Source organism: Rhodococcoides navarretei, assembly GCF_038069675.1.
Taxonomy (GTDB): Bacteria; Actinomycetota; Actinomycetes; order Mycobacteriales; family Mycobacteriaceae; genus Rhodococcoides; species Rhodococcoides navarretei.
Genome location: NZ_JBBPCN010000001.1, coordinates 4,428,369 through 4,440,671, shown reverse-complemented (window position 1 = coordinate 4,440,671; position 12,303 = coordinate 4,428,369). Strand labels below are relative to the sequence as shown.

Genomic DNA, 12,303 nt, shown 5'->3' with positions numbered 1-12,303 from the left:
TGAGATTCATTGCCGATTAGGCGAGCTCAGTGTCACAGAATGTCACAAGTGCCGCAGAACTCGCCGGAACAGCGCCTGGTGAGACCGCCTGCTCCTATGTGGACGGTTGCGGACAAACGCCGGTCAACGCGCATCGTCGGATGGCTCGTCGCGACGCTGGACGAGTGACTGCAAAGTGTCGGCTGCGCCCAGTAGCGCATGGTTCTGGGAATGGACGTAGGTGCGCATTGTGAATGCGTTGTCCGAGTGCCCAAGCCATGCCGAGATGACGGCAATCGGCACACCCTGAAGGTGCAGCAGAGTCCCACACGTGTGGCGGGCGTCGTGGAGGCGGATGTCGGACACCTTGCTGTTGGTGCATAGCCTGCGCCAATAGTCGCTGACCGTATCGGGATGGAAAGGTCGCCCAACAGCGTCGGACACGACGTAGGTGCCAGGGCCGACGTAGGTCGAGCTCTTTCGTTCCACACCCTGCAAGCGGTGTGCAGTTTCGAGTGCGGATTTTAGGGCTGGTGTGAGGGGAAGCGTGCGCTTGGACTTTTCTGTCTTCGGAGGGCCCTCTACGACACGTCCATTGACCGAGACTCGCGTGTTGTTGATTGTCAGGCTGCCGGCGTGAAGATCGACATCGTTCCATCGAAGCCCGCACAGCTCACCGCGTCGGAGGCCGCTCAGAGCAAGCAGCCAAGCGTGGCCGTTCCGATCGCACGTCGATGCTTCCAGGAGGCGTTGCACTTCGTCCTCCGTGAATGTCTGCATCTCGACGTGCACACGGGGCGCGCGGTCGACGAGCGCGGCAACGTCTCGTACCAATCGCCCTTCTCGCATCAGCCCGGTGAGGACTGCGCTTACAAGGTTGAGCATCGGATTGATCGAAGTGGCCTTCCACGGACGTCGCAGTTGGCCATCGGGCTTGACCGAGCGGCCGGCCAACAGATCGTTCACCAGAGCGTCCAAGTGACCTTTGGTCAACTTCTGCACCGCTAGCGCGCCGTAAGTATCGCGCAGCGGTTGAATGGCATGGGTGTACGCGGCTTTAGTGGACTCTCGTACGCGTCGTCCGGCAAGCCACTCAGCGCAAGCCTCCTCGACCGTGGTGGTCGAGGAGGGAACGAATGTCCCCTTCGAGACTTCCTCGAGCACCTTGGATAGGGCTGCGCGAGCGTCCTTCTCCGTAAGAAATCGACGACGCAACTGCGTTCGCTTCGACGCCCGGGTGCCGGTGGCGTCGGCACCACCAGCGTCGACGGTCATTTGATACCGCAACTCGGTACTGCCTGTAGACCGATTGGTGACGTAGATCTTCTTGATCTGTGGCGGCAGTTGCTGCCTAGCCATCCTCTTCGTCCTGCGTGTTCATGCCCAGTTCGGTCATCCGTCTAAAGAGCTCTTCCGAACGCCGTCGAGCATCCTCGTACAGATATTGCATCGACTCGATGTGCTCAGCTGATTCATTCTTGGAAAGGCCGCTTCGGAGCTGCACCCGAGCACGCCGCATCGCCTTCAACGCATCAAGCCATTCACGAGTGATCCCAACGCGATCGTTCTTCGGGTCGAAGGTGTCACGTACCCACATTTCGAAAGGAGCGTCGGATTCCTCCTCGGTCCACTCGGAGCTCGGCCGCATCAGCCCAGCCTCCCCGCTGAACCAGCGGAGGGCATCGTGAGACTCCTGCTGGAGCCCTGGGAGTACTTCGACTCTTCCCTTGGGGAGGTCCGGATAGACCAGTTGTGCTGGTGAGACTCCCAGTGCCGCAGCCAAAATCAAGAGTTCCGAGACGTCCAAGCTCTTCTTTCGTCCGGTCTCCAAGTCCGCGACTACAGATCGCGAGATCCCCCACCCGAAGTCAACCGTCCTGTCGGCAAGCTTTGCTGCGGACAGAGCGGAGTGGTCTTTACCTCGAAGTCGGCGCACTTCCGAGGCGACCCGGGCAACGATCGATTCCGCCCACGACTGCGTCATGGTTACGCAGTCTAGCGGAGAATGTCTCCCCGTTGTGGGATGGCTACGTACTTGGTACTCTGTGGTGGAACCACGTGGACTGACCAGAAATGTCCTGCAGAATGTGGCTCTACTACACAATTCAGTGGAGGTGCTGAAGATGCCCAGACGGTTGTTGTCTGTCCCGGAGGCTATGGCTTGCACGGGACTTGGACGTTCCAACTTCTTCAACAAGATCGCGTCCGGAGAAATCCGGAGCGTGAAGGTCGGCAAGCGCCGGCTGATCCCGGATACGGCCATCGATGAGTACATCGAAGGTCTCGAGGCGCAATCCGACGCCAGCTCAGGCGTCGCGTGAGGCCGAGAGCCAACTGTCCCTCAGGAAACTGAAACGCCCCCGGAAAATCTCAGTGTTACCAGCACCGAGGCCGAGGGCGTCGAAACCACAACCCGTGAGGAAGGAGCTTCGCCACCGATCATAGAGCGTCTTGATAAGTCATTCAAGACATTTCGCCGAGTCACCGTTCTCCGCCCTCGATTTAGGTCAGGGGCCGAGCGGGCGATGACGCATGTTTTGACCCGCGACAGCGCGGTCGAGTTCTTCTGCTCGTGCCGCACAAGCCTTGGCTACGGGACTTCCTAGCAAGGCCTGATGTGCCGCAGCAGCGTCGTTTTCTGGCAGAGCCCGACGTAACACCAGCCTGCCGCCGGCCTGTGCACCCTTTGTAAATCCTCGGAGACCGGCCCCGAGGCACCACCAGCTCGACTGATCATCGAACCGGTGGCGATACCGATTAGCCGCGCGCCCACTGAGGCGCGGGGCTATCGGGCGTGGAGCGGACAACGTGGGTGCGGAAATTGGCTCAGGGGCCATGGGGGGTCCGGAGGGAACGAACGAAGTCCCTTGTCTTTCATACGTCACCACTATGGAGGTACCAATTGAGTTCTCGACCCATCTGCAATGCTGACATGACCAAGTTATCCTGCATGACGAACCGTCATGCAGGCCTCGATCTTTCAGTCCACGCCGCTCGCTTACTCATATCCGTTGTGAACGTCGATTCCGTGAAGATCCAAGCAGAGCAACATATTTGGCTGCTTCAGCTCGAGCGCGGCAGTTCGCCGGTGCAGGCCGCTCCCGCTAGCGGTGCGGCGGCGTTCCGCAAAACTGACGTACCTGAATTACCCGCAAAGAGTGCCTCAGATGACTCGCTGGCGACGGGCGTCATACATCCCGCAGTGGCCATACCTCCAATGCCTGCAAAGGTAGAGAGTCAAGCTCGGGATGTGTTGTTGGTAAATGCTTCTCATGCCACTATGGCGCGTCTTTCGCCTATGGCACGCGACTCACGCATCGCGCCCCTCACCTGTAATTCACCCGACCCTTTTACAGGGTGCGACTCATCCCTCGGTTCCAAGGCGTGCATGACGTCCCATACCCGCAATACCGCCAGTTCGTCCCATTCATCCATGGAAAGTGAGACCCACCATGCCCGCTGACATCTTTGCGTTCTGCAACCAGAAGGGCGGCGTGGGTAAGACCACCACCGTCTTTCACCTCGCCTACGCCGTTGCCCAAGCGGGGAAGCGAGCACTCGTTATCGACGTGGATCCGCAAGGCAACGCCAGCACAGTCCTGACCAGGACCGAGCTCGAGAGCGACGATGTCGGTGTTGCCGACGTACTCGCCGAGTCGTCGAACGCGACCATCGCCGATGCTGTTGTCCCCACCATCTGGCCTGGCGTAGACCTGGTACCCACGTCGCCGGGAAACGAGTCCCTGGCCTATGTCCGCGATCAATTGGTCGTCGCCGGTGCCGGCCGAGAGCGGCGGCTTCGCGACGCAATCGACGTCGTGCGAGGCGTCTACGACGTGGTCCTGATCGACTGCCCACCTAGCCTCGATCTGCTGACCATCAACGCCCTTGTGGCAGCGCGCGCCGCCGTCGTCGTGACTCAGTCCGCGCTGTTCTCAGCGAATGGACTCGCGCGGCTACTGCGCACCATCGACGCAGTCAAGCGCAGCTACAACCCGGACCTCGACATGCTCGGGGCGATCGTCAACCTTCACGAGATCGCGACAATCAGCGGTCGAGAACAACTGATCGAGATCGCCGCGAGCATCAACGTTCTCGGCGATGCCGTACCCAAACGTGTTGTCATCAAGGACTCGATGGAGGCCCAAACCAGCCTGATCGACTGGGGGACAACACAATCTCGCAGCCTGTCGACGATCTACCGCGACACACTTTCGCTGCTCACGAGGGGACACCTGTGATGGGCCGCCCCGAACGTATGAAGAGCGCACTCGCCGGGTCGAGCCCGGTCGACCCGCCGGAGCACACGCAGCACGCACCCGACACCGTTTCGGCGGCCGAGACCGGTGCGCAACCGTCACCGGACAACGCAAAACAGAAGCGTTCGTACTACCTCTACCAGTCCACCGTCGACGATCTTCTCAACGCAGCCGAAGCACTGTCCGCAACACCCGGCGCGCCGCGGGGCCCGTCGGATCTCGTCAATGCGGCGATCGAAGAGTATTTGGAGTTGTTGCGCCACAGATTCAACGACGGTGCGCCCTTCCCGCAACGAACCGGCCCTCTCGCACGAGGACCGAGAATCCGATGAGCCGATCACATTCAGCGGCAATCCCGTTGACAACGAAGCCGTCGGATGTCGTTGCGCTGCATCCAGCGATTTTGCAGTGGGCCCTGGCAACAGCCATTGCGTTGACAGTTGGCATCGCCGGGGCGTCCTTCTGGCTCAGTTTCGCTGTGTTGCGGGATCTCGCGGTGAGGGCTGGGATAGGTCCCGGCGAAGCGTGGGTGATTCCAGTCGTGTTGGACGGGGCGATCGTCTCGACAACCGTGACAGCCATAGCGCTGTCCAACCACACGGACAACCGCACGATCAAGGGCCGTCGCTTCGTCGTCACGATCTTGCGTGTTGCCGCATCGGCGTCGATTGCGGGTAACCCGTACCACGCAGTGTTGAGTGCGACCTTGCTTCCGGCCGTCGTCTCGGCGGGTATTGCCACCATCGCACCTATTGCGCTCCTTGCGATGACCGAAGTGCTGGCCGTCATACTTCGTGCGCCTCGCGGAGCCGTCAGAGTGGAATTCGCTCCAAGTGCTGCCACAGCGGAGCGGGACTGGACAGACACCGACTTCAGCCACGAAGGCCCCAGCCCAAGCCGGGATCACTCAGAGGGCGAAGACGGCACGTGGGGAGAACACGTCGACACGGCGGACTCGCCTCGACTGCAAGTAGACGACCTCACACCGGAAGTTGCGGAAACAGCGCGGCTCCGACACGCACACCGCGAATGGTCGTGGGCACGAATCGGTAAAGAAACGGACGGCTCCGTTGCATCGACCGCGATGCGCCGATATCGGAAGTGGGAAGAAGTCACCGCGGGGATCCGCGAGGGCCACCCGGATGGGCAAGCCGAATTCGATGACACGCCAGCCAGCGAGCGTGACCGCATGTCCGCAGAATAGAAGGGCTGCCGCGATATCGAGCTTTGTTGCTCTCCGTCGCTCCCGCGCAATCGCCCCAGGCTGTCGATGGCTGGGAGGTGGTCGCCTCGGGTGGCTCAGTCTGCGTCGAAACGTGTGCTGCCCCGGGACCACCTCCGGCGGTCTCCGGATAGAGCTCCGCTGCGCTTCGCACTGCGAAAGAACAATTTCCTTCGCACATCTGGCTCCGGTCGAGCATGCAACACCCTGACCCGTCTTACCTAATCCTGACTCCGCCTTGCTCCGGCCCGATGGGCTCCGAAAACTTTTCAAAGCGCCTGCGGCTGAAAACTTTCCGGATCAGGGCCAGGACGCCGGTCCAGTGCGCCGCCTTCTCTTCTTCGAGCCAGATGACGGCAAAAGAAATTGGCAGAGCGAAAGGGCCGGGGGAGCCGGTCCCGCAACAGAAAGAGAGCCCGACATGCCGCAGAGTACTTCCAGCACAGGACGACGGACCACCGCCGCACACAACGCCCGAACCACCGGAATTGTCACCCACACAACCGTCCTGGTCACAGGACCCCAACAGGCCACTATCACCGCCACCTCCGCAGCAACCGACGAAGCGCAGATGATCGTCGCACTAGGTCACGTCATGATGACCTTCCGCAGCGCCGAAACAGTATCCGCAGTCATCACCGGATTTGCCACCGTCCGGGCCGCACTTGCCGGAGCCGATGGACAAGCCCCCCACCCCGCCCAACCAGGCGCAGAATTCGGGGCCGCTGCGATCTCCGTCTTGTGGCTCGACAGCCCCGAACACACAGCAGTGCCGCACCACCGCTACAGCTCCGAACAACGTCGCACCATCCACTGGGTAGACCTGCACATGGGACCTGTCACGTGGCGCATCACCGACCGCATCGGGTACGACACCCTGATGGCCGAACTCCGACGCGTTCACCGTGCTGCCGTCGGAGTATTTCTCGACGGCAGCCGCTACCGTCGCGACCCCGCCAAACTCCTCGATGTCTTCGACGACGTCTAGTACCACACGTTCGGCCCCAACCCCGGGGCCGAACGTCGTTTATCCACAGGCTGACTCGACACCACAGTTATCCACACCCTCGCCTGACCGCCTCCGCAGCGAACGCTTTGTTACGGACCTCGTGTGACGCTCGATTAGAAGCAGCTGGCCGGCACGAGCGACGAGGAACCAAACGATGATCACCTGGACCGTCACCACACACCCCGAGGACAACCCCGAAATTCTTACCGCAACCGGAGCAGAACCCAATCTCCAAGGTGCGAAACGCGCCGCCGCCGATGCCGTCCGTGTCGCCCTCCTCGACGCACGCGAGCACGCATCGTCCGACAACGGAACGCCGCCGTCCTACCTCGTCACACTCGACGGAACCTGTGCCCTCATCATCGGACTCGGAAGCTGCAGGCCCGAGAACTACAACGCCGTCCTCGACAGCCTCGAGCAGTTCGACGGCACCGCACCACCGAACCTTCTCTACATCTGACCCACACCTCCGCAATGACGACCAACGCGGCATAACCAAGCACAGCGCCACCGGAGTACCGAATCCAGTTCTCCCGCAACAGACCCGCAAAGAGAAACGAGGCGAACAGATGACCCCGTTGAGAGCAGTCGAACCCACCGACGACGATCACGCTGATCTGACGGACCATCCGGAGACGGCATCGGAAGCACTGGTCATCTGCGCACTGATGTGGTTGCAGGACACCGACGAGGCCGCCCGCATTGCAGCGTCATTGCAGGCCAACGATTTCCACGATCCCGTTTATCGCGAGCTGTATGGCATCGTGCAGGGGCTGATCATCGACAACCTCCCACACGACCCCGCGAGTGTTCTGGGCGTTCTTGTCCGGTCAGGTGCCAGTGGACACCGCGGTGCACGGCTGCGTCGAACACTGACCGACGTCACCGCAGCGAACGCATGCGGAGCATCGGCAACCGACTACGCCGGCATGGTCCTGTCGGAAAGTTACCGACGCAGCTTCTTCGAGGCAGGGATCAGAATTCAGCAGATCGCCGAGGAAGCGCCGGAAGAATTCCTCTTCGACCAGCTCGTCGAAATCGGAAGGGCGCAACGTGAAGCGACAAACCGCCTGAACGCCTTCCGCAGCGGTAGCACACTGTGACGGCGCGGGAAGAGACAGAGCCGGGCCGTGAGCGGCGTCGAGCTGCCCTCGCTTCTGTCCGGTTGGCCGCCGCAGACGTCGCACATCGAGATACGGACGAAGTTGAAAACCTCGCTGCCGGGCATGAGATAGATGAAGCCCTGGCCGCCGGCAACACACTGAACGAAGTTGCGCGGTCCATCTGTTACACCGAGGCAGTCGCCTCAGACCTTCTAAGCAAGTTCCAAGAGTTCCGCGACAGTCTCGCGGCGCGCAGCCAAATTCCCCTGTTCTGAGCAACTTTCCACGCACACCTCGCATTGCCGCTATGACTCGAAGAGGCCGAAGCCATGAATTTCATCCGCATCGACACCGACCGAGGGACCCTCTACGGGCCATCCTTCGCCGAGACGCTGACACACTTCTTCGGACAGAACCAGCACGTCGAGTGGGAATTCCACCAGCTCACCGCCGGATACTCTGATGGGCGGTGCACCGTGTCGACCGCGATCCGAGTGCATCACCGCGGACAGTGGATCGTCGCTGCTCGATCCTTCGGCTCCCGCACCGTCGACGCGATCCCCGACTGCGTAGTTCGCGTCGAATCGAATTTCGCCGCCGCACCGTTCGACGCACCTGCGTTACCTCGCTGGGTGTACGAGTGGGCGTATGACCTGCTGGTCTAATTCACGGTATAGGTCGACTGGTACAGATCGAAAGCGAAGAACTTCTCGAGTTCGTAGATGCAGAAATGCCGGAGTGCGACCAATAGTTTTCAGCGCGCGACGATCCCAAGAGGGTCACCCCGCAGAAGCGACTTCCCATTGTGAATGAGTCAGCGAACATCGCACCGAACGACGACCGGGTTTGTGTCGAAAGTTCGCACGCGGCTTCACGGTCTCTTGGTACGGGGTGGTCGTGTCGCTGGTCCTCGTCTCGTGGTGCGCTTCCGATCCACTGCATCGATGTCTTCGTTGATGGTTCGGCGAAGTTTCCTGAGGGTCAGTGCCGACAGCGGCAGGCTTGCTGCGAGTGCGATGAGAAGAACCAACACGAAGGGGATGTCGAGACTGGTCAGCGCGTCGACGGCCAAAAGCACTCCTGCGGCCACGCACACGAGGAGCAGGCGCACGACGTTGTAAGCCAGCACATGTAGGGCAAGCCGTCCTCGAGCAGTTGAGGGTGTGCGGATCAGTGGCATCTGCTGTCCTGTCGTGCGTCGTGGCTCATCGTGCTTTCCATTCAGGCCGGTAAGAGTGTCTGGCGTCATCGTCCGGTGCGGGACCGGGTTTCGGTGCCGATCTGTTTGAGGAAGTCGTTGTAAGCGTTCAGTTCGCTGTATCCGTCCTCTTCGGCTTGGCGATCCGCGACGGCCGATTCCTCTTTTTCGTCCCGGTTCCATTGAATGCAGAAGATGAGCACGACCAGTAGGGCGACCGGTTCGCCGTAGGACCACGCCAACGCTCCGGCGAGCTTCTGATCGGATACCGGATCGATGCCCCATTCCGGGGGTGGGAAGGCGAAGGTCGCCAGCATTGGGGTGCTCGACATCATCAAGATGACACCGAAGAACACGTGCAGCGGCATCTCGACGAACAGGTCGAACAACCGGCCCAGATTGCTCTGCCGAACGGGGAGGGGGCCGACGGCGAGCACAGGGATGATGAACAGCAGCCCGCTGGCGAAGAAGAAGATCTCCATCGATACGTGCCCGATGACTGTGATGGCGAGAACATCGAAGATCGACGACAGATACAGCCCGTAATAGCTGAAAAGGAACAACGGGATCGTCAGCCCGGGATGGAGAGCGATGCGTCCGGCGCGGCTACGCAACCCCGTCAGCGCCGCGATCAGTACCCACCTACCGGCTCCGTGATGCGCGGTGGCTCGCAGGAGAAGTCGTCCGGGCGAACCCACCACCAACAACGGTGGGATGGTCATCGACAACGTCAGATGCTGGAACATGAAGACGCTGAACAGGCTGTAGCCGTAGCGTTCGATCTGCAGTCCGGTCACCAGGACCAGCGCCGCGCAACCGAGCAGAAAACTCGCACTCCGCCACCGCGACCATGCGATACCTCGACCGCGGACCCGGTAGAGCCCCCAGCAGTACAGCCCGGCCATGACGACACCGGCGATCGGCAGGATCGGTAGGGGAGGAAGATCCCAGCTCAACAACGCTGCCAGCGTCGGCGGCCCTTCCGGGGGAGCAACGGCAGCGATGATCATCGGCACCCTGTCATTGCTTGTTCTTGCCTCGGATCACCAGGGTCAGGGCGATGGCACCGAGACCGAGCACAGCCAGGCCCACGATCGAGAGCAGCATCATGGTGTTCTGTTTCGGTGGCCGGTCTTCGCTGGCGGACGGATTATTGGGATCGTAGGGCTGCGTTGCCGTGGTAGCAGGAGTCGGCGAGGTCGAGGTCGCACCGCTCTGCGACTGCTGTGCAGCGGCGTCCTGAGGGGTGGCGGTCGCCGCAACGTCGACGGAGAAACCGTACGATCCGGTGATCGGGTGCCCGTCCGCGGAGGTGACCCGGTAGCCGACGGTGTACTCCCCGTTGGGGAGTCCGTCCTCGAGCAGGACCGATACGTCGGGGCCCTCGACCGTGGCCGTTCCCTGTGCCCACTGAGTGTCGCCAGGACCCACGACGCTGATGGTCGCGAACGATTCGTTGATGTCCTGGTTGAACACCAGACCGACACCGATCGGCGCGAAGTCGAGTGTGGCATCGGCGGGCGGGTCGGAGCTGACCAGTTCGCTGTGCGCCGACGCCGGCGCCGCAGCGAACAATGCTGTCCCGCAGATCATCACGGCAATCAGCATCAGACGTTTCACGTGGGGTACTCCTCTGTATCGAGCCCGACCCAACAACTACGGGTCATAGTAGTAGGGAGGGCGGTTTAGCGGTGGGTCACTTCTGCGGCGATGGTTATTTCACCGGGTCCGGAGGATCGGATCGTTCATGGCCGGCGATGGCTTCGGTGATCACTTCCGAGGGCGCGATCGAATCCGAGTGCGGGCCACCGACGTGCTGCTCGGCGCGGATGCGTTCGACCATGTGCGGATAGTGAAGCTCGAACGCCGGCCGCTCGGAGCGGATTCGGGGCATCTCGGTGAAGTTGTGCCGCGGCGGTGGGCAACTGGTCGCCCACTCGAGGGAGTTACCGAACCCCCACGGGTCGTCGACAGTGACCACTTCGCCGTAGCGGTAGCTCTTGAAGACGTTCCAGATGAACGGCAGCGTCGAGGCTCCGAGAACGAACGATCCCACGGTCGAGACCTGGTTGAGGGTGGTGAACCCGTCGGACGGAAGATAGTCGGCGTACCGGCGCGGCATTCCTTGCGCTCCGAGCCAGTGCTGGACGAGGAAGGTGGCGTGGAATCCGAGGAACGTCATCCAGAAGTGCCACTTGCCCAGTCGTTCGTCGAGCATGCGGCCGGTCATCTTCGGAAACCAGAAGTAGATCCCCGCATAGGTCGCGAAGACGACCGTTCCGAACACGACGTAGTGGAAGTGCGCGACGACGAAGTAGGTGTCGGTGACGTTGAAATCGATGGGCGGGCTCGCCAGGAGCACTCCGGACAGCCCGCCGAAGACGAACGTGACGAGGAATCCGATGGAGAAGAGCATGGGGGATTCGAGGGTGACCTGGCCGCGCCACATGGTGCCGATCCAGTTGAAGATCTTCACCCCGGTCGGCACAGCGATGAGGAAGGTCATGAACGAGAAGAACGGCAGCAGCACGGCGCCGGTGGCATACATGTGGTGCGCCCACACCGCGATGGACAGGGCTGCGATGCCGACGGTGGCGTAGATCAGACCTTTGTACCCGAAGATGGGTTTGCGGGAGAAGACCGGGAAGATCTCCGAGACGATTCCGAAGAACGGTAGCGCGATGATGTAGACCTCGGGGTGACCGAAGAACCAGAACAGGTGCTGCCAGAGCAACGCCCCGCCGTTGGCGGGATCGAAGATGTGGGTGCCGAGTTTCCGGTCGGCGAGCAGGCCCATCAGCGCTGCGGTCAGCAGTGGGAACGCCAGCAAGATCAGGATCGAGGTCACCAGGATGTTCCAGGTGAAGATCGGCATGCGGAACATCGTCATTCCCGGTGCGCGCAGGCACACCACGGTGGTGACCATGTTGACCCCGCCCAGGATGGTGCCCAGGCCTGCGATGAGCAGGCCCACGATCCACAGGTCGGATCCGATACCGGGGGAGTAGACGGCGCTGCTCAACGGGGTGTATGCGGTCCAGCCGAAGTCGGCGGCACCGCCGGGGCTGATGAACCCGGCGGTGGTGACCAGTGCGCCGAACAGATAGAGCCAGTAGGAGAAGGCATTGAGCCGGGGGAAGGCGACATCGGGTGCGCCGATCTGCAGCGGCAGGATGTAGTTGCCGAAGCCGAAGACGATCGGGGTGGCGTAGAGCAGCAGCATGATCGTGCCGTGCATGGTGAAGAGCTGGTTGTACTGCTCGTTGGAGAGGAACTGCATTCCCGGAACGGCAAGTTCGGAGCGCATGATCAAGGCCATGAGGCCGCCGACGAGGAAGAATCCGAACGAGGTCACCAGGTACATCAGTCCGATGACCTTCGGATCGGTGGTGGTGACCATCGTGTGCAGGAACGACCCCTTGCGGGCCCCGCGGGGTGGATAGGGGCGAACCGCCGGCGCAGCCGGAGGAGATGTCAGCGCTGTCATGGAACCACCTTCGAATCGCACGCGAATTACAGGACGCGTCCGACAG

General features: G+C 61.5%; 14 protein-coding genes. 8 read left to right on the top strand and 6 right to left on the bottom strand.

All coding sequences use genetic code 11. From position 1 onward, the window contains the following. Positions 1–123: 123 nt before the first annotated feature. Both AABD04_RS20980 and AABD04_RS20975 read right to left on the bottom strand, forming a co-directional pair. Positions 124–1,338 carry a tyrosine-type recombinase/integrase gene (locus tag AABD04_RS20980; RefSeq protein ID WP_094650941.1) on the bottom strand — a complete coding sequence of 405 codons (1,215 nt, stop codon included), beginning with the start codon at positions 1,336–1,338 and terminating at the stop codon, positions 124–126. Continuing rightward, positions 1,331–1,963, bottom strand: a complete 633-nt coding sequence (locus AABD04_RS20975; protein ID WP_094650940.1) for a helix-turn-helix domain-containing protein — start codon at positions 1,961–1,963, stop codon at positions 1,331–1,333. Before AABD04_RS20975 ends, AABD04_RS20980 begins: the two co-directional genes overlap by 8 nt. A 124-nt stretch (positions 1,964–2,087) precedes the next feature. Between AABD04_RS20975 and AABD04_RS20970 the strand changes: the two genes are divergently transcribed. From AABD04_RS20970 to AABD04_RS20935, 8 genes are all read left to right on the top strand, one after another. Next, positions 2,088–2,300, top strand: coding sequence for a helix-turn-helix transcriptional regulator (locus AABD04_RS20970; protein WP_230074464.1), 213 nt, complete (start codon positions 2,088–2,090; stop codon positions 2,298–2,300). A 1,131-nt stretch (positions 2,301–3,431) separates the two neighbouring features. Then, positions 3,432–4,220, top strand: a complete 789-nt coding sequence (locus AABD04_RS20965; protein WP_094650939.1) for a ParA family protein — start codon at positions 3,432–3,434, stop codon at positions 4,218–4,220. Beyond that, a complete protein-coding gene (locus AABD04_RS20960) occupies positions 4,220–4,570 on the top strand; it encodes a hypothetical protein (protein WP_094650938.1) in 351 nt (116 codons plus the stop codon). The genes AABD04_RS20965 and AABD04_RS20960 overlap by 1 nt, the downstream gene beginning before the upstream one ends. After that, complete coding sequence (locus tag AABD04_RS20955; protein WP_094650937.1) at positions 4,567–5,442, top strand: DUF2637 domain-containing protein; 876 nt, start codon at positions 4,567–4,569, stop codon at positions 5,440–5,442. The genes AABD04_RS20960 and AABD04_RS20955 overlap by 4 nt, the downstream gene beginning before the upstream one ends. Before the next feature lie 439 nt (positions 5,443–5,881). After that, positions 5,882–6,448 carry a hypothetical protein gene (locus AABD04_RS20950; protein WP_094650936.1) on the top strand — a complete coding sequence of 189 codons (567 nt, stop codon included), beginning with the start codon at positions 5,882–5,884 and terminating at the stop codon, positions 6,446–6,448. A 175-nt stretch (positions 6,449–6,623) separates the two neighbouring features. Next, positions 6,624–6,929: a hypothetical protein gene (locus AABD04_RS20945; RefSeq protein ID WP_094650935.1), complete on the top strand. Its 306-nt coding sequence runs from the start codon at positions 6,624–6,626 to the stop codon at positions 6,927–6,929. Between the two features lie 109 nt (positions 6,930–7,038). Continuing rightward, complete coding sequence (locus AABD04_RS20940; RefSeq protein ID WP_037107051.1) at positions 7,039–7,572, top strand: DnaB-like helicase N-terminal domain-containing protein; 534 nt, start codon at positions 7,039–7,041, stop codon at positions 7,570–7,572. Between the two features lie 329 nt (positions 7,573–7,901). After that, positions 7,902–8,237 (top strand): hypothetical protein, encoded by a 336-nt coding sequence (locus AABD04_RS20935; RefSeq protein ID WP_094650933.1) that lies wholly within the window; start codon positions 7,902–7,904, stop codon positions 8,235–8,237. Between the two features lie 206 nt (positions 8,238–8,443). Here the strand turns inward: AABD04_RS20935 and AABD04_RS20930 are convergent, their stop codons facing one another. From AABD04_RS20930 to ctaD, 4 genes are all read right to left on the bottom strand, one after another. Beyond that, entirely contained in the window at positions 8,444–8,752 is a 309-nt protein-coding gene (locus tag AABD04_RS20930; RefSeq protein ID WP_170945175.1) for a DUF4229 domain-containing protein, read from the bottom strand. A 65-nt stretch (positions 8,753–8,817) separates the two neighbouring features. Then, positions 8,818–9,780 (bottom strand): cytochrome c oxidase assembly protein, encoded by a 963-nt coding sequence (locus tag AABD04_RS20925; protein WP_094650931.1) that lies wholly within the window; start codon positions 9,778–9,780, stop codon positions 8,818–8,820. Positions 9,781–9,790: 10 nt separating this feature from the next. Continuing rightward, entirely contained in the window at positions 9,791–10,390 is a 600-nt protein-coding gene (locus AABD04_RS20920; RefSeq protein ID WP_037107040.1) for a copper resistance CopC family protein, read from the bottom strand. Between the two features lie 94 nt (positions 10,391–10,484). Further along, the gene (gene ctaD / locus AABD04_RS20915; protein WP_094650930.1) at positions 10,485–12,257 is read right to left on the bottom strand and encodes an aa3-type cytochrome oxidase subunit I; all 1,773 of its coding nucleotides are present in this window, start codon (positions 12,255–12,257) and stop codon (positions 10,485–10,487) included. Positions 12,258–12,303 lie beyond the last annotated feature (46 nt).